Source organism: Rhizobium sp. P1_E6 (assembly GCF_056405875.1).
This window is the reverse complement of the sequence record NZ_JBFUBG010000017.1, coordinates 33,868-55,143: the sequence shown is the minus strand read 5'-3', so window position 1 is coordinate 55,143 and position 21,276 is coordinate 33,868. Positions and strand designations below refer to the sequence as shown.

Genomic DNA, 21,276 nt, shown 5'->3' with positions numbered 1-21,276 from the left:
GGTGGGGTTTCCTTTGAGCGAGTTTGAAAATTATGCGGAGCTGCCCTCCAGTTCTCCGTCGACGGATGATATCGGCTCGGGATATTTCGACCATATCAAGAAAATCAACGACATATTCTATGATCAGATCAAGATATCGGATCAGAAAGCCGCTTATATCTTTACGTTCATGCTTGCCTTTCTTGTGAGCTCCGTCGAAGTGAGGGCGGTCTTCACCTGGGTGCGCTATGCGCAGGGCACGCCGCAGGCCATTCTCTTCTCCGGCCTCCTGGCCACAGCCTCGGTCTTTTCGATTCTGTCGGCCATCCTCGTGGTGCTGCCGCGGCGGCTCGATAAATCCACATCGATGTTCTGGGGCGCATGGCCGCGGCATCGCGACGTCTTCTTCGATGCGGCGATCCGGCGCGACGAGCGCTATCTCTTCGACCAGTATGTGGAAAATGCCGACATTCTTTCGCATATCGCGCGCAGCAAATACCGGTTCGTGACGATCGCGTTTCGGGGACTGATGGTGACGGTCGTGGCTTATGTGCTGCTGCTGGTGGCGGCCTAATCCACGGTCTGGTTTGCCGCTCCCATGATCACTGGCGGATGCCGCTCGAGGCTGCAATGCCAGACGCGAATTCAGCTTTTCGCAAAGTCCGCCGCTGTGAGGGGAACAGGTCTGTAGCCGTTGACGTCAGCAATATCGTATTCCCGACCCAGCTCCGCCGCGACCAGGACCTGCCCGGATTTCGACATCAGCGCAGGGTCCCGCCAGAGTCCTGATATGACGTGGCCGATGAACCTGGGGGATTCGGAGTTGGACAGGTCGAAATATTCGGCGTTCTGCATGACGGCTTCGGTGCGGACCAGGCCGGGATAGAGTGCGACGGCGGCGACATCGTGCGGACGCAGATCATGGGCGAAGTCTGCGGCCATCTTGTCGGCAGCGGCCTTGGCCATGCCATAGATTGCGTTGCCGTCGTAGAATTGCGCTGCCCAGAATGAAATATTGACGATCAGACCACGCTGCGCCGAGATCATGACAGGCGCCACTGCACGAGACATCATGAAAGCCGCCCTCAGGGCCGTGCCGATCATTGCGTCCCACCGCCAGACGGGCTGCTCCCAGAAGGCTCGAGGCCAGGTAAAATCGCCATCCTCGACCATGTTTTCGTAGCCGGGCTATGCATTGTTGACCAGAATGTCCAGCCTGTTGCCGGCTCTGATCTCTTCGGCCACGCGCTCGGTCTCGGTGTCGTTGCTGTGGTCGCACTGATGAACGACGCGTCCGGGCAGATCCGCGGCCTCGAGCTCGAGCCCTTCCAGCGATCCCGCGTGTTTGCCCCCGGTTGCTTCTGCCTCGGAGCGCGTCCTTCCGGTGACATGCACCGTGGCGCCCTCGGCGAGCAATGCAAGCGCAATCCCGCGGCCGACGCCGCGGCTTGCGCCGGTTACCAGCGCGACGACATCCTTCATGTCGGCGATCCTCCCATACGATGGTTGTTTGCGGGCCGCGGTCCGTCAGTGCGCATCCGGGCTGCGACATATCCGCCGGACAGCGCAAAATACGGCGCCACCGCGCCATTGTGAAGATCAGGGAGAGCAGCTGTTTTGTCTGTGATCGACTGGACAGGCTGCGATCGGCGTTATTCGGTCCGCTTCATCGTGCCTGCACGGCCAGCCGGTAGCGAAAACGCCAATCGTTTCCTTGCAGATGGCGCGAACGACTTCGTGAAGCGGCGGCGACCTGTCGGCCGCCGCCTGTAGGGGTTAGCGCGTGGCCTTCAACTGGAGGCGGGAGACGCCTGCGGCCACATTCACACCGKTTCCGGTTTCACCGCTGAGCGGCTGCAATGCGAAATTCTTCGAATTTCCGCCGATCAGCGCATTTGCCCCGAGGCCGACACCGACGGAAGCACCGGCGGAAGCGCCGACATAGGTGCCGGCAAGAGCGCCATCACCGACGCGCGTGGGCGCGGTGTTGACGACGATCCAGCTGAGATAGGATTTGCCCGTGACGCCGACATCGAGACCGAGCTTGCCGATCGTGCCTCTATAGTGTTCGACCCTGCCGGTGTTCTGCTTGAAGCGRCAGTCGATCGCCTTGCTCGAGCCGATGATCATGCCGACGCCGCCGGCGACTTCGCAGGAAAGTGTGCCGAGACGCTGCCTTGGCTCATTTGCGACCTGCTGGGCGGCGTGTTTCGGTTGCTTGTGCTGGCTCGCGGCCTCGGCCACGGGTACGAAACCGAGGGAAGCGGCAGCTGCAAGGATGATGAGGTTCTTCATGAGTGTTTCCTTCCTAGTCTTCTGGGGGGACCGTTATAAACGTGTTCAACCCGACTTCGTTCAAACGTCGAAAGGAAACGGACCGGGCTGCAAGCCCGATCTGTCGGTAAATGTCTGCTTTGATGGTCCGGATCGATGCCTGATGCCGTTCAGGCGCTGACGGCTTCGGCGCTACCCGCAAAATCGACGGCGGCAAAGGCGGCGGCGATCACTTCCGGGCCGGCATTCGGCTTTGCGGCATCGGTCGACAGGATCTGGCGGTAGCGGCGGGCACCCGGCAGGCCGGTGAAGAGGCCGACCATGTGGCGGGCGATATGCTGCAGGCGACCGCCATTGGCGATATGGCGCTCCGCATAGGCCATCATGCGGTCGCGCAGATCGTTCCAATCCGGCTCGGCGGCGGGTGCGCCATAGAAGCGCTGGTCGATCTCGGAAAGGATCGCGGCGTTCTGATAGGCCGCGCGGCCGAGCATGACGCCATCGACATGGGCGAGGTGGCCTTCTGCCTCATCCAGCGTCTGGATGCCGCCATTGATGCCGATGAAAACATCGGGAAAGCGGGCCTTCATGCGGTAGACGATCTCGTAATCGAGCGGCGGGATCTCCCGGTTTTCCTTCGGGGAGAGGCCTTTCAGCCAGGCCTTGCGGGCATGGATCCAGATTGCGTCGGCTCCGGCATCGATCACCCTGGTCATCAGCGTGGGCAGGGCCTCTTCCGGCTCCTGCTCATCGACGCCGATGCGGCATTTGACCGTGACCGGGAGGTTTGCGACCTTCTTCATGGCGGCGACGCATTCGGCAACCGTCTCAGGCGTGAGCATCAGGCAGGCGCCGAAGGTGCCCGACTGGACGCGATCCGACGGGCAGCCGACATTGAGGTTGATCTCGTCGTAACCGTAAGGCTCGGCAATACGCACGGCCTCGGTGAGCTTAGCCGGATCCGAACCGCCGAGCTGCAGGGCGAGGGGATGTTCGGCGGCGTCGAACGAAAGCAGGCGTTCGCGCGGGCCATGAATGATCGCGTCGGCGACGACCATTTCCGTATAGAGCAGGGCGTTGCGGCTGATCTGGCGGTGGAAATAACGGCAGTGGCGATCCGTCCAGTCGATCATGGGCGCAACGGCAAAAACCGGCGCCTTGAAGTAGCGCTGGTTGTTTTCGGATGCAGCCGTCTTTGCCGTGGTCATGATCTCAAATCTTCTTTCGTCTGGTTATCTCGCGGCTCTGCCATCACGGACGAGCCTGATGTCGCGCGGCACTCGATGGGTCGCCAGAGCGGGCGCGGTCATGGAGCGGGCTCCCGAGACGAGGGGCTTATACAGGAGAGATGGGGATAAAGCGAGATCGACACCAGGGGCGAACCGACCCACGAAATACAGGGACAATTGAACCAAATTCCTTCTGCCGCGTTTTTGCCACATATAGGAGGATTTCGATGGACAACCTGCTTCTGATCGCCACCCTTTGCGGCCTCATGTCTTTCGCCATGATCTGGCTCCAGACAAGAGAATAGTTTTCTGCGTCAAAGACTTGGCGCTTTCTCTACGCGCATGTCGGCAGCCTGCTTGCGCCGATTCTTAATCTTTTCTTAACCAACGAAAAAGGCGCGCTTGACTTCTTCGGAAATGAGAACAAAATGAGAACAGATAAACGTTCTCATGGAGAGTTCGATGGCAGCCAGCCCGAGTTATTCAGGAGCAGCAGACAAGGCCATGGCCTTTGTGGCGCAGCTGCGTGCCGACCGCGAGCGCCACGAAGCGCGCAGGCGGGAAGAACAGCGCCGTATCGAGGCGATGCGGCCGATCAATAAACATGTGCTGAAGGTTTTTGGCGGGCAGCAGCTGGCGCTGAAGCTGGACAGCTGAGTTCTCGGGTCTGTCCGTGTGAATGACCGAACGGGCGGGCTAACGTCTGCCGCTCCATATCAGCGGGGCGGCTGACGCTGCGGGATGTCCAAGGCACTGCTGTCGAAAGTATGGCGCGCATTCCCCTGATATTTTTACCATTTTTCTAGCCGGTCGTGGACGGTCCGGAATTTCAGACATAGACGTATTGCAACTATTCGGGGTGGGGTTTCGTGAAAAGATTACTGTTGCTGTTGGTGGCGATCACGGTCTCCGCATCAGGCGCATTTGCGCAAGATGCGGAGAAGGAGCCGTTGGAGGGGGTGGTTCGATTCATGGGGAGGATCAATCCTCTCCTACAGGCTATCTATCAGGACCACATGGACGCGGCACGGAAAGTCTATGGGGAAGGCTGGGCGAATGTGTATGAGGAGCGGAAGATCCTTGCTGGGGTGATCGCGACATATGGTACTCCTGCCCTTGCGCGCGCAGGCGACAGTGCAGTGATTTCGGTCATGAACAAGACCGCCGCGCTTGCCGAGATTGTGGCCGAAAAATATCCCGAAGGCTGTGAGTATTTCTTCACCGGCAATATGTGGGATTGGTATTCCATTGCCGAAGTCAGAAACGGTCGCATGGCTGATCTGAGAGCGAAAGCCTATGCCTATCAGGACGGCAAGTTCCGCGCTCCTGTACCGTTGATGTCCGGCAAGGAGCGAGACCACATCATGAAGTGGTACCTGGGAATGACTGGGGGCGAGATATACAAGGCAAGGAAGGCCCCCAGCGGTGTGAGCGACGAAGACATGTGCTCGATAGCAAAGAAGCTCTATAACGTAGGCGCTGCGCCGAAAGAGCGACAGGGCGACTGGGGCAGGGCGTTGCTCTCGCTCGGTCCATCCCCGCAGAAGCAAAAGCCTGCCGCAGATTCGAAGACCATACCGGGTGTGGTCGCGCAAAAACCGAAGGCTGGCTCCTTCGAAAAGGAGATGCAGGTTCTCGCCGGTATCAATCCTTTCGTTCACGCGGTCTTCATGGATCACGAGGATGAAACGCGGCAGTTGCTTGCCAAGACCGAAGCCTCTGGAGGCAAGCTCGATCCGCGAGCACAAGCGGCGGCAATGGTGGCCAAATACGGCAATCCTGCGCTGTCGCGGGCAAGCGATGCAATTGCGATCGATGTCTTGAAGAAGACTGGTGAGCTCAATGAGGCTCTTGCCCGCTACTATCCGCGGGGCTGCAAGGAATTGGTGAACTCGAGGATGTCACAGAGCGCCCAGGCCATTCCGCAGGTGAAAGAGCGCTACTTCCAATATCTGGAAGCCAAACGCCTGGCTTATGAGGACGGGAAGACGCGTCCGCCCACGGCGGTGAAGATGACCGCGCAGGACATCTTGCAAATGATTACACAGCACCTGGGTGTGACCGTAGAGGAGGCGCGCAAGCTGACGAAACTCTCCGAACTCAGCGACGAAGAGGCTTGCTCGATAACGATGAGGCTCAACGCAATAGATCCCGTGCCAGAGGCGCAGCGCGGCGACTGGGCGAGGACTGCCATGTCATGGAGTGGCTGAGCGCTGCCGCTGGGAGCGTTTTACCGCCCGATATCGACCTCGCGACGGAAGGTAGCTGCCGCAGGAGCGGATCTTGCAGGGCGCGGCTTTCCCGCAACGAGAAGCATTGCCCTGCTGCTTTCCGGGGTCTTGCTGTCTGTGCCCGCCCTGCCATCGGCAAGGGCGGGCACGAAAAGACGCTGGATGCGTCGCGCGCCTCAGCGGCCCTGGAAGATCTTGACGAGTTTCGGAGTGTAGCGCTTATTTTGAATGTCGAGCAGATCCTGATAGTTGGCGCGGCCGGAGACGAGCGCTTTCGTGTATCGGCTGCAGGCAACCTTCGGAGCGTCCTTGTCCGCCACGTTCATCACGACCGCAGCGTTGTGATGCGTCTTCTTGTCGGAAAAGCTCAGGCGCCTGATGCAATCGTCAAGAAGGTCGTTTCTCGCTCGCTCGCTGCCCTGAAGCACCGTGATGGCGGCATCAAACTGCTTCTCGGTCGGCGCACAGCCGGCCAGAAGTGCGGTGGCAATCAATGTCATTGCAATATGGGCGCGCATGATTATCCCTCAAATAAGCTGATGACAGCGTCTTGTGCTGTAATAGGCACCGCATCTTTATTTTGATTCTCGCTCTGCGGGAATTCTATTCTTTGCGCTCCTTGATTTCTTCTATAGGCGGTTGAAAACCGTATCGCCCGCATGACGCGCGTGTGGCAGCGGGCGAGACGTTCCAGTCACCGATATCGTGGAAATCGGCTTTCGGCGGGCGTTCGTAACGTAGCTCCGTTCTCGAAGCTGAAGCGTCAGAACTGCCAGTTGGCGGGAACCCAGGCGTATCCGCCATCGGTCTTCAGCATGCGACCAAGACCAGGGAAGGGGTAGTGGAAGCCAAGGACCGGGATCCTGTCGGCGGCAGCCATATCGAAAATCCGTCGACGGGAGGCAAGCGCTGCGTTTTTGTCCCTATCGGGGCCGGGTCGCCACGGATTGTCGACATTGACAACGGGATGGTAGGCGAGGTCTGCCGTCAGCAGCAGCTGATCATTGCCTGAATGAACGATGAAGTTTGCCATTCCTGGTGTGTGGCCAAACGCTGCGATCGTGCTGAGCCCCGGCACGATTTCGGCGCCAGCCTCGTAGAGCTCAACGTCTTTGGCATAAGGCTCGAGACTATGCTTGATGGCCGCACCAAAGCGAACGCGGAAATCCTCGGGTACCGGCATATATGACAGATCGGGATCGTTGCGGACGAAGAATTCCCAGTCGGCGCGTGGCACGAAAACAGTTGCTCTGGGGAAAGCCATTGTGCCGTCGGCAGTTCGAAGGTTACCCACATGGTCGGGATGTGTGTGCGAGACGACCACGACGTCGATATCTGCCGGATCTAGACCGATTGCTGCCAGATTGGCAAAAATGCGACCTGCGTTCGGTCCCATCGTGCCGCCTGCTCCTGCTTCGATGAGGATGCGGCGGCCCGCATTTTCGATGAGCAGCGTATCAGGTTGAGCGTCAGATGGTCGGTGGGAAGAAAGGCGCGACGCAACACCTCCTGAAGCTCTGCTTCCGGTGCATCACTGGCATAGATCCTCGGAGGGCCACCGATGACGCCATCACTCAAAACCGTTGCCGTGATTTCGCCGACGCGAAACCGGTAGTGGCCTATGTTGCCAGAGCCTGGTGTCTTCGTTTGGGCCTGAACCACACCGGCGGCGCCACCAAGAAATGTACTCGTGGCGCCAATCACCGCACTCAGCATTACGGCGCGCCTGTTCAGCGTGAAAGCGTTCATGTGTGCATCCTTCGCAGTCATTGCTGAAGCAGCTCGCAGAACAGCCGCGAGTCCCAACAGCGGTTGGTTGCCGATCATCGTCCATCCGGTCGAGTGCCGGTGGATGTCCTTCTGAGATGACACACAGACATCGCGCTGATAAGATATGTAAACCTACCTGGCTTGATAAGGACTGCTTCGCAATGAGCCAATTGCGGCTGGACAGTTTCGATGTATTCGCCTCGATCGTGCGATGCGGCGGCTTCCGTGCCGCGGCGGCTGAACGTGGCGTCTCGTCTTCAGCTTTAAGCCAGACGATCAACTCACTCGAAGAGGTCCTGGGGATACGACTGCTCAATCGGACGACAAGAAGCGTGTACCCCACCGAAGCAGGCCAGCGCCTGCTCGAGCGCCTCGCTCCGGCATTGAGTGACATCAAGCTCGCGATCAGAGAAGTGGACGATCTTCGAGCAAGCCCGTCCGGCACATTGAAAATCAATGCGCCGGCTCCGGCCGTCGATCATGTCCTATGTCCGTTACTGTTTGATTTCATGCAAAAATATCCAGCGGTGAAGATCGAGGTGATCAGCGATGCTGCGATCGTCGACATTGTGGAACTTGGTTTCGACGCAGGCGTCCGGTTCGGTAAGCAACTGGCACAGGATATGATCGCAATCCCCCTGGGGCCGTCGCTTCGTTACACGATCGTGGCTTCCCCTGACTATGTCGAACGGTTCGGAAGGCCGCTGACACCGCACGATCTTGTCGGCCACGACTGTATCCAGCGCCGGTTTCCAGGCGGCACCCTGGTATCGTGGAGGTTCTCCCGTGCAGACGATCTGATGGAGATAACGCCTGCGGGGCGTCTGACACTGAGTTCGGCCGCTAACGAGCTTCAGGCCGCCCTGGCCGGCATGGGAATAGCGCACGTATTTGACGACTACGCGAGACCGTATATCCAGGAAGGAAAGCTGATGGAGCTCCTTCCCGATTGGAGTCCGGTTTTGCCAAGCTGGTTTCTCTATTATCCGAACCGGCGGCTCCCGAGCGCGGCTATGCGTGCATTTCTGGACCATGTCAGACATTTCACCTGGCGCACCGATCCGGCAAGCGGGCCAGAGGACTGACACGAGGGCGGCTTCTTCACAGGGGGGCAAGCTGGCCTCCGCCCGCTAGCCCCCGACCATCGCCTCCCGATATGCCTGCGCACGCTCCTTTTCCCGCACCGCCTTCACCACGAGCACACCCGCAACCGCGAGCCCGGCCACCATTACCCCACCAAGCACCCACAGATTCGCCTCCGCCGGCAGCGCCGCACCCGTTCCGGCCCCACCCGATGCCGACACCGCAATTGCCGCACCTGCCTTCCGCAGCGTGCCGGCAGCCTTCTCGGCCTTGCTTGCCTCATCCGCCAGGGCGGCCTTGGCGTTCACGCCCGGCTGGCTGCGCAGGAACATCGCCACGGCCTTCACCTCGATCCTTGCCACGCGGGCCGACCAGCCTTTGCCGTAGGTTTTCCAGATCGCCAGGCTTTGCATGAAGCTCAGCCGCCTTGCGCAGAGGGCTTTGATTTCCCTTGTGCCGGCGGTTGCGGCTTTGGCGCGGGTGATGGGGCCGAATTTGCCGTCGGCGGGAGCGCCGATCACGGTCTGGGCGTCGCGCAGGGCGCGGGCGGAGCCGGAGTTGACGGCATAGTCGAAGATGGCGAGGTCGAAACCATCAGGCAGCGTGTCGCCACCGATTTCGTCCCAGTATCTGGCCTTGTAGATCGGCTGGACGTCGTCGAGCGTCAGGTTGCGGATGTCGAGATCGGGGAAGGCGGCCGCCGAGATGCCGTATTTGGTGCCTTTCAGCGTGCCCTTGCCGATCTTGCCGCCGGTCCAGTTGCCGGGGTCGGTGCGCTCCAGGGAGAGGCCGCCTTCGGATGCGAGCGTGATGGAGAGGCATTCGGGGAAATTTGCGCTGGTCATGCCGCGGGTCCTTTTCGATGGATCGCGACAAGATCTGACGGCAACAGTTGTGCCTGTTGCATGAGGACGGGAGGAGTGACCGCCGCCTCCGTTACAGGAGAACAGAGAGGGGCGCGGCGGCCGGCTTTTGACGGCCTGTAAAAGAACCACCCGCGAGAGACATCGTTCCGAAATGAAGCCTAATCAAATAAGGCTAAGGGACGGTTCGCAGGTGTGGAATCGCATCGGAAATGGCTGTGCAAGGCGGGGCAATTCGCTCGACCGGCCTGGCAGTTGATGCCGATCGGCGTATTGCCTGAAGACATCAATGTCTGGTGCTACTGACCTCGGGATTGGCCATCTTGAATCTTGCCAGCATGTCGAGGGCCTCTTTGACGATTGCGTCTGATGTCGCAAACGAAGAGGAGGCGATTTTTTCGCGATCGCGGAAGAGGCGGCCGGCAAGCTCTTCCATGACGGTTGACAGGCGATCACCGTTGCCTTTTGCCACGAGGGCGGAAAAGTGCAGGGTTTCGCTCAACAACAGCAGAGCCGCCAAGCGTTGATCTCTTGTCAGTTCGTTTGCGGGCTTGATCTGGCGCACGTGTTTTCCGATCTGATCTCTGATTGTGATCGGGCGCTGCAGCCGCGCCCTAAAGCGTGTCGCGATCCAGATCCGCTTGTCACGCTTTAAGTCTTTGTTTTGCGCATGTGGTCATCGCAAATCAGGCTTTTTGAAAATCGATCCCGATTTTCGGACGATACGTTAGAAGGCGCCGGTTTTAAGGCTCCTGCAGTTCACCTCTCTCACGAAGCTTCAGAATGCCGAGCTGGATGACCTTTATGAGATCTGCCTGCAAGGAGCCGCGACTGTCCTGATATTCTTCCAGGGTGGGCTTGGTGACGGTCGCATAGGCGAGTGTCGACAGGCGATCATCCTTCACAGCCTGGGCTCCGAGATGCCAGATGCGGTCAAACAATATGCGGTCGAGATTCTGGCGTGACATGCTATTTCTTTTCAATTCACTTCTTCTTGTCGGCTTGAGGCTGAAACGCCGTTGATCGAAAGGCCGCCGCATCATGCTGATGGCGTGCCGGAACGACTTGCCTGCTTCAGACGGGTGCCGCCAGCCAGCGTTTCTCGGATAATTCCGCATCTTCATGCGCCCAGTGCGCGAATGCGTCGAGAGATTGCGAACGGTAAATCGGGATGCCGAATATGAACTGCCGATAGGCAACCTGGCCATCCTCCACCTGCCGCACATAGCGGCGGCGCCTGTCATATCGCGATACGTAGGCGTGGCCGGGCTCGATAAGGGAAAGCTGCATTGGAAGAACTCCATTTCTTCGATAATGGCCGGCAGCCGGGCGAGTTCCGACGCGGTTCAAAAAAAGTACTGCATCCCCGCCGCCTCCCATGCCCGCGTTTCAGAACACATCGGCATAGCCGGCCGTGGCGTTCATCGCGCTTTCCTTCAGCGTCACGCCCTGGGCGATCATGCCGGTCGCAAGCCGCGCAAGGCGCACATCCGGCATGGATTTGAGGCGCTGGGAGAAGGTGTTGACGGGCGGCAGGAAGTTTTCGCGGTAGCCCTGGTCGATCGCCCATTTGCGGAAATCCTCAAACAGCCTTGCGGTGCGCAGCCAGCCGCCGGCGGGCTCCATCGCGGCGGGTTCGACGCGGATGTCGAACCATTCGTTCAGCGGATCGAGCAGCAGCCAGGAATTCAGCGCGTCCCTGGAGCTTTCGGGCATGGTGTAGCCGCCATTCTGCTTCAGCCGCTGGGCGCCGGACACGGCAAGGCCGAGCAGCAGTTCAAGCTCTTCCTCGGCGATGCGCTCGGCAATATCGGGGATGACCTCATGGTCGGGAATGCTGCGGTTGAACTGGATGACGACGAGGCGGCGGCGCAGGCCCCGGTCGATGCCGCCGTTGAAGCGGGGGAGCGTGTTGGTGGTGAAGCAATGCAGGGCGCGGGGGGTGAAGCTTTCGACATCCTTGTAGAGGCTACGGCCTTCGATCGGGTTGCCGGTGACGGCGGCCTTGAATTCCTCGCCTGATATGGCCGCCGCACTCAGCTCGTCGGCGACGTTCGCGGCCTTGCCGGCGAGATTGATGATGCGCTTTTCATCATTGAAGAAGGCGGGCGAGATGGAGGAGACGGAACCTTCCGGCAGCAGAGCGCGGAATAGCGAGGCGATGGTGGATTTGCCGTTGCTCGCGGTCTCGCCGAGCAGGATGAAGGCCTTCGGCTGACGGATGCGGGTGGCAAGGCCGAAGGCGGCGGCACCCAGCATTTCTGCAACGAGGTCGATCTTGTCGGCGGCGTCGGGGTCGCCGTGGAAGGCGCCGTGCAGCAGCCGGTGCAGCAGCGAGCCCTCAGGCAGGTGGCCTTCGGTGGGCAAGGTGTAGTCGGCTGATATGGTGAAGCGGAAACGGTCGTCCGGGTCATGCGGGCGGCAGAGGACCTTGCCGGCCTCGTTGAGGGTGACGGTGCAGTTCAGCGCGTTGACGCCGATGACGGGATTGCCGAAGAAACCGGCATCGGCCGTGCGCGTGCCGAACTCGTTGACGATGCCGTCGATCATGTGCCGGCCGAGCTTCAGCGGCTTTTCCTTCTGGCCGATGCCGATTGCGTCGAAGGCATGGATGGCAAGGCGGAGCTTCTGCTCGGGGATAGGGCGCCAGGCCGAGGGGCCATAGGCCCAGAATTTGCCATCGGCGCGGACGATCCGCCCGCCGCAGGCTTGCGCCAGATGCTCGTTGAAAATGCGCGCCAGCCAGACTTCGGAGCCGAAGGGCTGGCTTGGAAACCATTCCGGCATGCGGTCCATGCCATCGATACCCGGCGGCGGCTCTTTCGGGCTGGTTTTGACCTGTTCCGGCGCTCGCGGCGGCGGCTCGACCGGCGGTGGGGCGTAGCGGCGGATGGTGGCGCGCATGAAGGCATCGAGATCCAGGCGCGTCCAGCCGGCATCGACGGCGTCGGCACTATCCCAGCCGCGAGCGGGAAGGCTGCCTTCCTGCCAGTCGCCGAAGGTGAAATGCTCGATCTTCGAGGCAGCCGCGGCATCGGCAAAGCCCGCGAGGCGCACGCGCGCCCCGAGGGCGGAGAGGATGGCGGCGATCTCGTCTGCCGCCGAAAGGCCGGGCGCATCGAAATCCGGCCAGATCACCACATCGCGGCCTGACAGCGGCGACCAGTCCGTGTGTTTGACGCCCTGCGTGCCGCCGGCCCAGGAAAGCACGGTGCGGCCGGACTTTTCCGCTAGCCGGTCGCGGCATTTCTCGCCCTCGACGACGATCACCTGTTTCGTCTCGCCGAGGCTTTCGAGGCCATAGAGCGGACGTGGCTTGGGGAAGGGGTAGCGGCACCAGGTCTCCTTGCCGTCGGGCAGACGGACAAACATGACCATCGGCGTTTCCTTGGCCCCATCGGCGAGATCTCGGCGCAGCACATAGCCGATCAGCGCGCCATCGGCCTGGCGATAGGGAAACACCATCGACGGAGCAAAGGAGCCCCATTCGAAGCGATCGCCCTGGCGCTTGGGATTATAGAGGCGGATGCGGGCGCCCGACTTGAGCGGCTTTGATGGAGGTGTGAGGGGGGTGATGCCTTCATAGGCATCGCGCACTTGCCGGGCGCGCGGGGCGTTGTTCGGCCTGATATGGCCGACGCCATCGGGACGGCTGACGCCCTCGAGGATACGGATCGCTTCGGCGAGATCGACGCCCTTGATCTGCCGCACGAAATCCAGGACATCGCCGCCGGCCTCGCAGCCGAAGCAATGGAAGCGCTCGATGCCATCCTGCCCTCTGAAGATGGTGAAGGAGGGCGTTTCGTCGGCATGGAAGGGGCAGCAGGCTATGTGTTCATGCCCGTTCCTTTGCAGCCTGCAGCCATAATGCGCCGCCGTCTCAGACAGCGACACATCGCGGCGAAGCCGTTCGACATTTGAAGGCATGTTGCGGCTCTTGCAAGGAATGTTGTTGTTATCGCAACATGGCCGGCCCAGTGCGGGCGGCGGCCATGGTCATTTCACGTCTCGGGCGGGGATTTTAACGCGAAGCGGTGCTCGGAAACCTGCCTTCGAGCACCAGTCGGTAGCCGCGGCGATAGCCGACATTGGCAATGCCGATGCCGGAGCCTTCCAGCTTCTGGCGCAGATGGCAAAGCGCGACCTTGAAGGCGAGGTACATCCTGTCCGGCGACGGGCCGCCATCGGGATCGTCGATATACATGGCGGTGAAGATGCGCTCGGTGATGACGGGCAGGCCCTTGCCCTTCCAGACCGCCGCGAAGATGCGGCCTTCCATCGGCGTGATGCCATAATGATCGATGACGATCTCCGGCGCGGGAATGGTGACCGGCTGCTTGCAGCAGGGGCAGAGCAGGGGCTTGGTGATGGAGAGCGGGCCAGTGGTTTGCGGGCCAGTGCTTTGCGAGATGGGGGCTTTTGCGGCTGAACGTGTCGTGATGGTCTGCATATCGGTCCTCACTGTATTTCCAGGCTTCACTTCCGGGCTTCTGTGACGTTGCGAATTGGTGTTCGGCGCTTCTGACGGCCTAAGACTGGGCCATCACCATCGCGCGGATGCGGTCTTCGAAGAGGGCAAGCCGGCGCAGCCGGTTTGCGAGATGCACGAGGTCGTCGACATCATCGCCATCGATCTTGAGCAGCGTTTCACCCGCCGCTTCGCCGCCGCGCATGACACAGCGCCCGACCAGCGCATCGATCAGCTCCGATTGCGCCAGCATGGACAGAGGCTCCTTACGCATCGTCCTCCTCCGCCATCATGTCCGAGGGGGCGAGACCGGGCTCGGCTGCGAGCTCAGCCGGCATCAGCGCGAATTGGGCGGCGGCTTTCTGCCGGGGCGTTCGGGCCTCTGCCATTCTGATCCACCTGTCCCATGCGTCTCTTGTTGTCTAAGTTGAGATTATGTTGTCGAAATCACAACGTCAATCGAAATAGGAAAAAATACCTATCTTTTGTATTTCGGTCCTGGCGGAGAGGTATTCGGCGCAAAAGGCAAGCGGTGATGCAACTGGAGCAGATCAACCATGTCAAAGGTTGACGGTAAAAAGCCCGGTGCGGTTGCTTGCGTGCCGTTGCGTTTTTTGCAACAAATCAGCAACGATGCATATGTGCATGGGGACGCGGATGGCCGAGATCGATGGCGCCTGGTTTCACAACCAGCTGGAGGATAGGGGGCAGTCGCTGCGCGCGCTCGCCCGCCATCTCGGCAAGGATGCCTCCGCTGTTTCCCGCACCTTCTCCGGCAAGCGCAAGATGACCATGGAGGAGGCGGCCGAGATCGGGTCCTTTCTCGGCGTAACCGTGACCGAGGTCATGCGCCATGCGGGAATTGCGCAGGACAGCGAAGGGCCGAAGATCCTGCTCTCTGCCACCATCGGCGAGGATGGCGAGGTGCGCCCGCTTTCCGAGCCGCAGCCCTTGCCGCAGGCGGTGTTCGACAAGGCCCAGCTCGCGATCGGCGCCGGCCGCAACCGCCGGATCATCGCCGCCCAGGTGCGGGCCTCCTCCGGCGCGCTGTCGATCTGGGACGATGCCGTGCTGTTCTTCGCACCGACCGATGGCATCGAGCCCGGCGCGATCGGCGCGCTTTCGATCTGTGGCCTTGTCGGCGGCAAGCAGATCCTCGCCAAGCTCGACCGCGCCCGCAAGACCGGCGAGGCCAGGGTGGTTTCGCCGGCGGGAAAGGTGGAGGAGGCGGTGCTGGTCTCGGCGACGCCGGTGCTGGCGCTGATACCGTAGGGCGATATGGCGGGCATAGACTGGACAGACGAAGAGAACGCTTTGATCATTGCGGACTATTTCGCGATGCTTGCCGATGACCTTGCCGGCCGGGCCTATGACAAGGCGGCCCACCGCTGGAGGCGCATGTTTCGCTGACGGCGACGTCCTTTCAGGCGAGCTTTCTCTAGAGCGGACCCCGCTTCCCCTCTCTTGAAATGATCTGCCGAGCGCTAATTTCTGTCGCGGAAGGGATGGTTATCGTGCTTGCGCCCATCTTGCGGACGGGTTTACGCAAGGGGGCGCGCGGGAAGATGCGCCTTGCGAGCGGGAAGTGGATTGGATGGACATTGAAGCAGACGGCGCCGGACGGGCGGGGAAAGACGATATCGACAGCGAACAGCACTACAGGATCCTCTTCGATGCCATCGATGACGGTTTCTGCACGATCGAGGTGCTTTTCGATCACGAGGGCCGGCCCCATGACTATCGTTTCCTGCTGACCAACCCGGCCTTCGAGCGGCAGACGGGGCTGGCCAATGCCACCGGCCAAACGATGCGCGCGCTTGCACCCGGGCATGAGCAGCGCTGGTTCGATATCTACGGCAGGATCGCGCTGACCGGGGAGTCCGCCCGGTTCGAGCATCAGGCCGAGGCGCTCGGCCGCTGGTACGAGGTCCACGCCTTCCGCATCGGCGAACCGGAGAAGCGGCAGGTCGCCGTCATCTTCCGCGATATCAAGGACAGGAAGCAGGTTGCGGAGGCGCTGCATGACAGCGAGGCGCAATACCGGACGCTGTTCAACTCCATCGACGAAGGCGCCTGCATCATCGAGCGCCTGCCTGTCGGCGCCGACGGGCGGCGCGACTATCGCTATATCGCCATGAACAAGGCGATGCAGGCGATGTTCGGCGTGGCCGATCTCAGCGGCCGCACCATCCGCGAATTTTTCCCCGACGAGGTGGAGGACTGGTACGACGACTACGACCGGGTTCTTGCAACGGGCGAGCCCCTCCGCTTCGAGCGGGAATCGCAGCCGCAGGGCATGGTGCTGGAAATGTTCGTCTCGCGGCTCGGCGGAAAGGCGGGCCAGCTGCTTGCCGTGATGCAGAACATCACCACGCGCAGGCGGGCGGAAGAGGCGCTGCGGCACAGCGAGGAGCGCACGCGGGCGCTGATCAATGCCAGCTCCGACGTCGTCTACCGCATGAGCGCTGACTGGCAGGAAATGCACCAGCTCGACGGGCGCGGCTTCCTCTCCGCTGTCGAGGGGCCGACCCTGCGCTGGATAGAAGATTATGTCTTTCCCGAGGATCAGGCGCATCTGCGCATGGCAATAGCCAGCGCCATCCGCGAGCGACGCCCCTTCGAGCTCGAACATCGCGTGAAGCAGGCGAATGGCGAGGTGGGCTGGACCTTCTCGCGCGCCATTCCGGTGTTCGACCGCTATGGCGATATCATCGAATGGTTCGGCATGGCGACCGATATCAGCGGACGGGTGAAGGCTCGCGAGCAGCAGCAGTTGTTGAATCACGAGCTCGGCCACCGGCTGAAGAATGTGCTGAGCCTGGTGCAATCGATCGCCAACCAGACCTTCCGCCAGGCCGACAACCTGGCAGAGGCCGCCGAAACCTACAGCGCCCGGCTGATCTCGCTGGGGCGGGCGACCGATATCCTGACGGAAACCGCCTGGGCGGATGCCAGGCTGCACAGCCTGGGGCAGGCAGCGCTGATCTCGGTCGGCGATTTCAGCGAGCGCATCCGCATATCGGGCCCCGATCTCGACCTCGCGCCGCAGCAGGCGCTGATGCTGACGCTGACGCTGCACGAGCTTGCGACCAACAGCCTGAAATATGGCTCGCTGAGCAATGAGACCGGCAGGGTGGACCTCAGCTGGGATGTGACGACGGCGGCTGACGGCGAGCGGCAATTCACCCTGGAATGGCGGGAGAGCGGCGGACCGGAAATCAGCGCGCCGGCGCGCGAGGGGTTCGGGACGCGGATGATTGGACGGCTGCTGCCGGCGTCGTTTCAGGGGACGGCGGTGCTGGGATATGAGGCGGCAGGGTTTGAGTTCAGGCTGGAGGCGCCGGTGGGGGAGGTGATTAAGGTTAGGGGGTAACTCTTTGAGGAAATGGAGATGATCCATCTGCTGCCGCCGAAGTCTGAGTAGTCATTTTGTAAGCCCGGACAAATACTTTTGCTGCCATTTCTCGAGATGTTTTAGAAATCTTTGTTTTACGAAAAGCGCCTCGGTAAGATCTGTGTCAATTGCATTGCAAACGATGACAGTGCCGTAGCCAAGATGCACGGCCAGCTCTTCTATGGAGACGCGGAGACCATTGCATCCCCCCACAATCTCCGCTACCAACGCCCATCCACAAGGACCCGGTGAAACCCCGGGTGGCTCTTCTGGCCGCCGATCCGCCAGACAACACGTGAACGCAACCTTACCTCCCAGGACCGGTCCCTCCGGTCGTTGCCTTCGACTGTGAAAAATTCTCAAATGCGATCTCTTTCAAACTACCGTCTGGAGTGGTTCTCCAACATTCGTGCCGATATTCTCTCAGGCATTGTCGTGGCGCTTGCGCTGATACCGGAGGCCGTCGGCTTTTCTGTCATTGCGGGGGTCGATCCCAAGGTCGGGCTGTTTGCCTCTGTCGCCATTGCCTGTGTGACGGCGCTTTGCGGCGGACGGCCGGCGATGATTTCGGCGGCGACGGCGTCTACGGCCGTGCTCATGGGGCCGCTGGTGCGGGATCATGGCATCCAGTATCTGTTTGCGGCGACCATTCTGATGGGTGTGCTGCAGATCATTGCCGGCGCCCTGAAGCTCGGGCGGCTGATGCGGTTCGTGTCGCGCTCGGTCATGACCGGCTTCGTCAATTCGCTGGCGATCCTGATCTTCGTGGCGCAGCTGCCGCAGCTGATCGGCGTGCCCGAAGTGACCTATCTGCTGATCGCCATCGCGCTTGGCGTGATCTATCTCTTTCCCTACGTGACCAAGGCCATTCCTTCGCCGCTGGTGGCCATCGTCGTCGTGACCTGCATCGCGCTAGGCTTCGGCATTCATGTGCATACGGTGGCCGATCTCGGCGAGATGCCGACGGCGCTGCCGCCGTTTGCCTGGCCCGCGGTGCCGCTGACATGGGAAACACTGCGGATCATCTTTCCCTATTCGGTGGCGCTTGCCGCCGTTGGCCTGCTGGAATCGCTTCTGACGGCGCAGATCGTCGACGATCTCACGGATACGCCGAGCAACAAGAGCCAGGAATGCATGGGGCAGGGTGCCGGCAATATCGTCTCGGCGCTGTTCGGCGGCATGGGCGGCTGCGCCATGATCGGCCAGTCGGTCATCAACGTGACTTCGGGCGGGCGCGGGCGTCTCTCGACCTTCGTGGCCGGCGCCTTCCTGCTGGTGCTGCTTCTGGTGCTCGACGATATCCTGCGCATCGTGCCGGTGGCGGCGCTTGTTGCCGTGATGATCATGGTGTCGATCGGCACGTTCTCGTGGAAATCGATCGTCGATCTCAAGCGGCATCCCGGCACATCCTCCATCGTCATGCTGGCGACGGTTGCGACCGTGCTGGCGACGCAGGATCTTTCCAAGGGCGTCGTGGTGGGCGTGCTTTTGTCCGGCATCTTCTTTGCCAGCAAGGTGGCGCGGCTCTTCAGCGTTGCGAGGCGGGAGGACAGCCAGACCGGCGTCGTGACCTATAGCGTCGAAGGGCAGGTCTTCTTCGCCTCGGCGGAAAGCTTCATCGGCGCCTTCGACTTTGCCGATGCGGGCAGGAAGGTCGTCATCGATGTCAGCGGCGCGCATCTCTGGGACATCACTGCCGTCGGTGCGCTCGACAAGGTGGTCCTCAAGCTCCGCAAGGCGGGCAGCGATGTGCAGGTGCTCGGCTTCAACAAGGCGAGCGCCGACATGGTGGATCGTTTCGCGCTGCATGACAAGGATGAGCGGGCGGCGGCCGGCGCCTCGCTGCATTGATGCGGATTGCTAGCTGAAAACAGATGTGATGGGTGTCCGGTTTGCGCCGGACACCCATCACATCCGGGATATTATCGAGCTTGGAGCGAAGTTGTGGTTTCTCCGGATATGCCGGGCGTGGAGTTTACGCCCGGCACTGTTCCTTTGGCCGATCGATCAGGCCGCCGGCGTCGCCACTGGCTCAGTCGCGAGCGCCTTGCGCAGCTGCTCTTCCTGCTCCGGCGAGAGCGAAGAGCGCAGGATGGTGGCGTGTTCGCCCTTGAATTCGGCCAGTACCTTTTCCGGCTGCACCTTGCGCAGCAGCAGGAACAGGGCGGAGCTGTTGACGGGGATGGTGTCGGCGAGCTTCTTGATGAGGTCGTCGTCGATGCCGTAATCGGTCATCGAGCCCGCGAGCGCGCCGGAGCCTGCGCCGAAGGCGCCGCCGAGAACCATGCCGGCCAGCGGATTGAGGAAGAGCAGGCCGACGAGCGAGCCCCAGATCGCGCCCGACAGGCCGCCGCTCGTTGCGCCCGCAGCCGTCAGGTTGACGCTCTGCTTCAGGCGCACCTTGCCTCCGGCGTCGCGCACGGCGATGACGGCATCTTCGAGATCGACGAGATATTCCTTCTCAAGCTGGACGAGCCGGTTGAGCACGGCATCCGCCTTGTCGGCGGTATCGAAACCAAGCACCACAAGTTCTGACATGGCTTTCCCTCCTGTTGGATTACAGATGCGGCAGATAGGCGCGCGCGCGGTTCCGTCCATGGCCCGGGCCACCCTTTTCTAGGGCTAGCACCGGGATGTGAGAGGGCGATGAAGGGGGATGGTCCGAAGCGGCGATGCCTGCCCGCGCGCGAATAAGTGCCTGACCGTGACGAAGACACAGTTGCGATGCCGCGGCTACTCCGGCACAAAGCGACGACAATGGGTTGAAACGGATGCAGTGGCTTCTCCAGGATTTCGACGACACCAGAAAGCTGGCCGAAGCGCTCGACCAACTCGGCATCTCCTACACGTGGCACAAGGTCGTTCCCTTCGTCGGCGAGCTGATCCCCGAGCCTGTCGTTGCCGATCCCGGCGCCGTGGTCATGTTCGGCGCCTATTCACTGTGGCGGTACGCGGAGGCCCAGGGCTACTGGCCAGGCATGTTGAAGCTGCGGCCTTTTGTGCAGGAAGAGGCGTGGCACCCTTACCTGCTCAATGGAGCCGACGCCCTGTTCATGACCCTCCGCGATGTGCCCGCGCGTCTTGCCGATGACGGGACGGAATGGTTCCTGCGGCCCGTCGATGACAGCAAGGAGGAGCCCGGCAATGTGAAAACCGCGGGTGAGATCATCCGTATGGCGGAACGGGTGCTGGTGCTTGATGAAGATGAGATTCCAAACGGATCGTTGCGCCACGATACGCTGCTGATGCTGACAAAACCTGTTCGTATCCTGCGCGAATGGCGGCTCTGGGTCGTGCAAGGGCGGGTCGTCACCTATTCGCTCTATAAGGATGGATCGCGTGTCATCCACCGTCACGAGATCGATGAGGACGCGCTCGCGTTCGCGCAGCGCATGGTGGATATCAATCCCGGCTACGCGTCGGCCTATGTGGTCGATATCTGCCGCACGGAGGAGGGCCTGAAGCTCCTCGAGACGAACTGTATCAACGCTGCCGGCTTCTACGCAGCGGATCTTAGGAAGCTTGCTGCTGATATCGACGGTCTCGCGCGAGACTGATGCCTTGCTGCTTTTGAGGCGGCGCTATCGCATTTGGCTCAATGAAACGGGCGCACCTCGACCGGTGCCCGGCAGGCGATGGCGGCCTTTCGGCCCCAGGCGAGCGCCTCTTCCATATCGGCTGCCTCCAGCACCCAGAAACCGCCGATATGCTCCTTGGTTTCGATATACGGCCCGTCGGTGACGAGCAGCTTGCCGTCAGGCTTCCGCCGCACCGACATCGCCGTGCTGACCGGCTGCAGGCCGCCGACGAAAGTCCGGATGCCGGCGGCGACCATTTCTTCGTTCAGCAGATCGATATCGTGGCGCAGCGCCTCGTCTTCCTTGCAGGGGTCGTAATCGTCGGGGAGGTGGATGGCGACCAGATATTGCGGCATGGGCTTCTCCTGTCTGGGGTAGGGTGAGGCCGCCTTGGCCTTCCTTCATTT

The 21,276-nt window shown here is 61.2% G+C and carries 21 protein-coding genes, 2 pseudogenes and 1 other annotated feature; of the genes and pseudogenes, 8 read left to right on the top strand and 15 right to left on the bottom strand.

What is annotated here, in order from left to right; translation table 11 throughout:
• The first annotated feature begins 13 nt into the window (after positions 1-13).
• The gene (locus AC1D35_RS11660) at positions 14-553 is read left to right on the top strand and encodes a Pycsar system effector family protein (RefSeq protein ID WP_113297105.1); all 540 of its coding nucleotides are present in this window, start codon (positions 14-16) and stop codon (positions 551-553) included.
• A 71-nt stretch (positions 554-624) separates the two neighbouring features.
• Here AC1D35_RS11660 and AC1D35_RS11655 read toward each other — a convergent pair.
• From AC1D35_RS11655 to dusA, 3 genes and pseudogenes are all read right to left on the bottom strand, one after another.
• Positions 625-1,461: pseudogene (locus AC1D35_RS11655) on the bottom strand (SDR family NAD(P)-dependent oxidoreductase).
• A gap of 294 nt (positions 1,462-1,755) precedes the next feature.
• The gene (locus AC1D35_RS11650; protein ID WP_477938617.1) at positions 1,756-2,274 is read right to left on the bottom strand and encodes a DUF992 domain-containing protein; all 519 of its coding nucleotides are present in this window, start codon (positions 2,272-2,274) and stop codon (positions 1,756-1,758) included.
• Positions 2,275-2,423: 149 nt separating this feature from the next.
• The gene (dusA, locus tag AC1D35_RS11645) at positions 2,424-3,461 is read right to left on the bottom strand and encodes a tRNA dihydrouridine(20/20a) synthase DusA (protein ID WP_477853208.1); all 1,038 of its coding nucleotides are present in this window, start codon (positions 3,459-3,461) and stop codon (positions 2,424-2,426) included.
• 483 nt (positions 3,462-3,944) lie between these two features.
• Between dusA and AC1D35_RS11640 the strand changes: the two genes are divergently transcribed.
• Both AC1D35_RS11640 and AC1D35_RS11635 read left to right on the top strand, forming a co-directional pair.
• Positions 3,945-4,139 (top strand): hypothetical protein, encoded by a 195-nt coding sequence (locus AC1D35_RS11640; RefSeq protein WP_113507809.1) that lies wholly within the window; start codon positions 3,945-3,947, stop codon positions 4,137-4,139.
• Between the two features lie 212 nt (positions 4,140-4,351).
• Complete coding sequence (locus AC1D35_RS11635; protein ID WP_477938616.1) at positions 4,352-5,692, top strand: hypothetical protein; 1,341 nt, start codon at positions 4,352-4,354, stop codon at positions 5,690-5,692.
• A gap of 197 nt (positions 5,693-5,889) precedes the next feature.
• On the opposite strand, the gene AC1D35_RS11630 is transcribed toward AC1D35_RS11635, so the two are convergent.
• The gene (locus AC1D35_RS11630; protein ID WP_113297099.1) at positions 5,890-6,231 is read right to left on the bottom strand and encodes a hypothetical protein; all 342 of its coding nucleotides are present in this window, start codon (positions 6,229-6,231) and stop codon (positions 5,890-5,892) included.
• A gap of 245 nt (positions 6,232-6,476) precedes the next feature.
• A pseudogene (locus AC1D35_RS11625) lies at positions 6,477-7,462 on the bottom strand (MBL fold metallo-hydrolase).
• A 116-nt stretch (positions 7,463-7,578) separates the two neighbouring features.
• Between AC1D35_RS11625 and AC1D35_RS11620 the strand changes: the two are divergent.
• Positions 7,579-8,568, top strand: coding sequence for a LysR family transcriptional regulator (locus tag AC1D35_RS11620; protein ID WP_162748598.1), 990 nt, complete (start codon positions 7,579-7,581; stop codon positions 8,566-8,568).
• A 45-nt stretch (positions 8,569-8,613) separates the two neighbouring features.
• On the opposite strand, the gene AC1D35_RS11615 is transcribed toward AC1D35_RS11620, so the two are convergent.
• The 8 genes from AC1D35_RS11615 to AC1D35_RS11580 all read right to left on the bottom strand — a co-directional run bounded on the left by AC1D35_RS11615 (position 8,614) and on the right by AC1D35_RS11580 (position 14,286).
• Positions 8,614-9,411: a glycosyl hydrolase 108 family protein gene (locus AC1D35_RS11615; RefSeq protein WP_113310988.1), complete on the bottom strand. Its 798-nt coding sequence runs from the start codon at positions 9,409-9,411 to the stop codon at positions 8,614-8,616.
• A gap of 304 nt (positions 9,412-9,715) precedes the next feature.
• On the bottom strand, positions 9,716-9,994 hold the full coding sequence (locus AC1D35_RS11610) for a hypothetical protein (protein WP_113297096.1): 279 nt from the start codon (positions 9,992-9,994) through the stop codon (positions 9,716-9,718).
• 178 nt (positions 9,995-10,172) lie between these two features.
• Positions 10,173-10,397, bottom strand: coding sequence for a hypothetical protein (locus tag AC1D35_RS11605; RefSeq protein WP_113310987.1), 225 nt, complete (start codon positions 10,395-10,397; stop codon positions 10,173-10,175).
• A gap of 106 nt (positions 10,398-10,503) precedes the next feature.
• The gene (locus AC1D35_RS11600) at positions 10,504-10,719 is read right to left on the bottom strand and encodes a hypothetical protein (RefSeq protein WP_113297094.1); all 216 of its coding nucleotides are present in this window, start codon (positions 10,717-10,719) and stop codon (positions 10,504-10,506) included.
• 99 nt (positions 10,720-10,818) lie between these two features.
• On the bottom strand, positions 10,819-13,356 hold the full coding sequence (locus AC1D35_RS11595; RefSeq protein WP_477938615.1) for a CHC2 zinc finger domain-containing protein: 2,538 nt from the start codon (positions 13,354-13,356) through the stop codon (positions 10,819-10,821).
• 94 nt (positions 13,357-13,450) lie between these two features.
• Positions 13,451-13,879, bottom strand: a complete 429-nt coding sequence (locus AC1D35_RS11590) for a hypothetical protein (protein WP_113297092.1) — start codon at positions 13,877-13,879, stop codon at positions 13,451-13,453.
• 79 nt (positions 13,880-13,958) lie between these two features.
• Positions 13,959-14,171, bottom strand: a complete 213-nt coding sequence (locus AC1D35_RS11585) for a hypothetical protein (protein ID WP_113310985.1) — start codon at positions 14,169-14,171, stop codon at positions 13,959-13,961.
• On the bottom strand, positions 14,164-14,286 hold the full coding sequence (locus AC1D35_RS11580; RefSeq protein WP_162748597.1) for a tautomerase family protein: 123 nt from the start codon (positions 14,284-14,286) through the stop codon (positions 14,164-14,166). The genes AC1D35_RS11585 and AC1D35_RS11580 overlap by 8 nt, the downstream gene beginning before the upstream one ends.
• A 268-nt stretch (positions 14,287-14,554) precedes the next feature.
• Here AC1D35_RS11580 and AC1D35_RS11575 point away from each other — a divergent pair, with 268 nt between their 5' ends.
• The 3 genes from AC1D35_RS11575 to AC1D35_RS11565 all read left to right on the top strand — a co-directional run bounded on the left by AC1D35_RS11575 (position 14,555) and on the right by AC1D35_RS11565 (position 19,142).
• Positions 14,555-15,169, top strand: coding sequence for a helix-turn-helix domain-containing protein (locus AC1D35_RS11575; RefSeq protein ID WP_113310984.1), 615 nt, complete (start codon positions 14,555-14,557; stop codon positions 15,167-15,169).
• Between the two features lie 322 nt (positions 15,170-15,491).
• Positions 15,492-17,270: a PAS domain-containing protein gene (locus AC1D35_RS11570; protein WP_113310983.1), complete on the top strand. Its 1,779-nt coding sequence runs from the start codon at positions 15,492-15,494 to the stop codon at positions 17,268-17,270.
• 259 nt (positions 17,271-17,529) lie between these two features.
• Positions 17,530-17,585, top strand: a sequence feature (sul1 is cis-regulatory element that is thought to sense ions involved in sulfur or methionine metabolism; They are found in Alphaproteobacteria).
• Positions 17,586-17,654: 69 nt separating this feature from the next.
• The gene (locus AC1D35_RS11565; protein ID WP_113310982.1) at positions 17,655-19,142 is read left to right on the top strand and encodes a SulP family inorganic anion transporter; all 1,488 of its coding nucleotides are present in this window, start codon (positions 17,655-17,657) and stop codon (positions 19,140-19,142) included.
• Positions 19,143-19,298: 156 nt separating this feature from the next.
• Here the strand turns inward: AC1D35_RS11565 and AC1D35_RS11560 are convergent, their stop codons facing one another.
• Positions 19,299-19,829, bottom strand: coding sequence for a DUF1269 domain-containing protein (locus AC1D35_RS11560; protein ID WP_113310981.1), 531 nt, complete (start codon positions 19,827-19,829; stop codon positions 19,299-19,301).
• Between the two features lie 233 nt (positions 19,830-20,062).
• On the opposite strand from AC1D35_RS11560, the gene AC1D35_RS11555 reads away from it, so the two are divergent.
• The gene (locus AC1D35_RS11555; RefSeq protein ID WP_113310980.1) at positions 20,063-20,848 is read left to right on the top strand and encodes an ATP-grasp domain-containing protein; all 786 of its coding nucleotides are present in this window, start codon (positions 20,063-20,065) and stop codon (positions 20,846-20,848) included.
• Positions 20,849-20,886: 38 nt separating this feature from the next.
• Here the strand turns inward: AC1D35_RS11555 and AC1D35_RS11550 are convergent, their stop codons facing one another.
• Complete coding sequence (locus tag AC1D35_RS11550) at positions 20,887-21,225, bottom strand: YciI family protein (RefSeq protein ID WP_113310979.1); 339 nt, start codon at positions 21,223-21,225, stop codon at positions 20,887-20,889.
• Between the last annotated feature and the right edge of the window lie 51 nt (positions 21,226-21,276).

Bases quoted from the DNA above. Each gene is read 5' to 3' on its own strand.
- dusA (WP_477853208.1), bottom strand. From the start codon at position 3,461: ATGACCACGGCAAAGACGGCTGCATCCGAAAACAACCAGCGCTACTTC.
- AC1D35_RS11640 (WP_113507809.1), top strand. From the start codon at position 3,945: ATGGCAGCCAGCCCGAGTTATTCAGGAGCAGCAGACAAGGCCATGGCC.
- AC1D35_RS11630 (WP_113297099.1), bottom strand. From the start codon at position 6,231: ATGCGCGCCCATATTGCAATGACATTGATTGCCACCGCACTTCTGGCC.
- AC1D35_RS11620 (WP_162748598.1), top strand. From the start codon at position 7,579: ATGACACACAGACATCGCGCTGATAAGATATGTAAACCTACCTGGCTT.
- AC1D35_RS11615 (WP_113310988.1), bottom strand. From the start codon at position 9,411: ATGACCAGCGCAAATTTCCCCGAATGCCTCTCCATCACGCTCGCATCC.
- AC1D35_RS11605 (WP_113310987.1), bottom strand. From the start codon at position 10,397: ATGTCACGCCAGAATCTCGACCGCATATTGTTTGACCGCATCTGGCAT.
- AC1D35_RS11600 (WP_113297094.1), bottom strand. From the start codon at position 10,719: ATGCAGCTTTCCCTTATCGAGCCCGGCCACGCCTACGTATCGCGATAT.
- AC1D35_RS11595 (WP_477938615.1), bottom strand. From the start codon at position 13,356: ATGCCTTCAAATGTCGAACGGCTTCGCCGCGATGTGTCGCTGTCTGAG.
- AC1D35_RS11590 (WP_113297092.1), bottom strand. From the start codon at position 13,879: ATGCAGACCATCACGACACGTTCAGCCGCAAAAGCCCCCATCTCGCAA.
- AC1D35_RS11585 (WP_113310985.1), bottom strand. From the start codon at position 14,171: ATGCGTAAGGAGCCTCTGTCCATGCTGGCGCAATCGGAGCTGATCGAT.
- AC1D35_RS11580 (WP_162748597.1), bottom strand. From the start codon at position 14,286: ATGGCAGAGGCCCGAACGCCCCGGCAGAAAGCCGCCGCCCAATTCGCG.
- AC1D35_RS11575 (WP_113310984.1), top strand. From the start codon at position 14,555: ATGGCCGAGATCGATGGCGCCTGGTTTCACAACCAGCTGGAGGATAGG.
- AC1D35_RS11570 (WP_113310983.1), top strand. From the start codon at position 15,492: ATGGACATTGAAGCAGACGGCGCCGGACGGGCGGGGAAAGACGATATC.
- AC1D35_RS11565 (WP_113310982.1), top strand. From the start codon at position 17,655: ATGCGATCTCTTTCAAACTACCGTCTGGAGTGGTTCTCCAACATTCGT.
- AC1D35_RS11560 (WP_113310981.1), bottom strand. From the start codon at position 19,829: ATGTCAGAACTTGTGGTGCTTGGTTTCGATACCGCCGACAAGGCGGAT.
- AC1D35_RS11555 (WP_113310980.1), top strand. From the start codon at position 20,063: ATGCAGTGGCTTCTCCAGGATTTCGACGACACCAGAAAGCTGGCCGAA.
- AC1D35_RS11550 (WP_113310979.1), bottom strand. From the start codon at position 21,225: ATGCCGCAATATCTGGTCGCCATCCACCTCCCCGACGATTACGACCCC.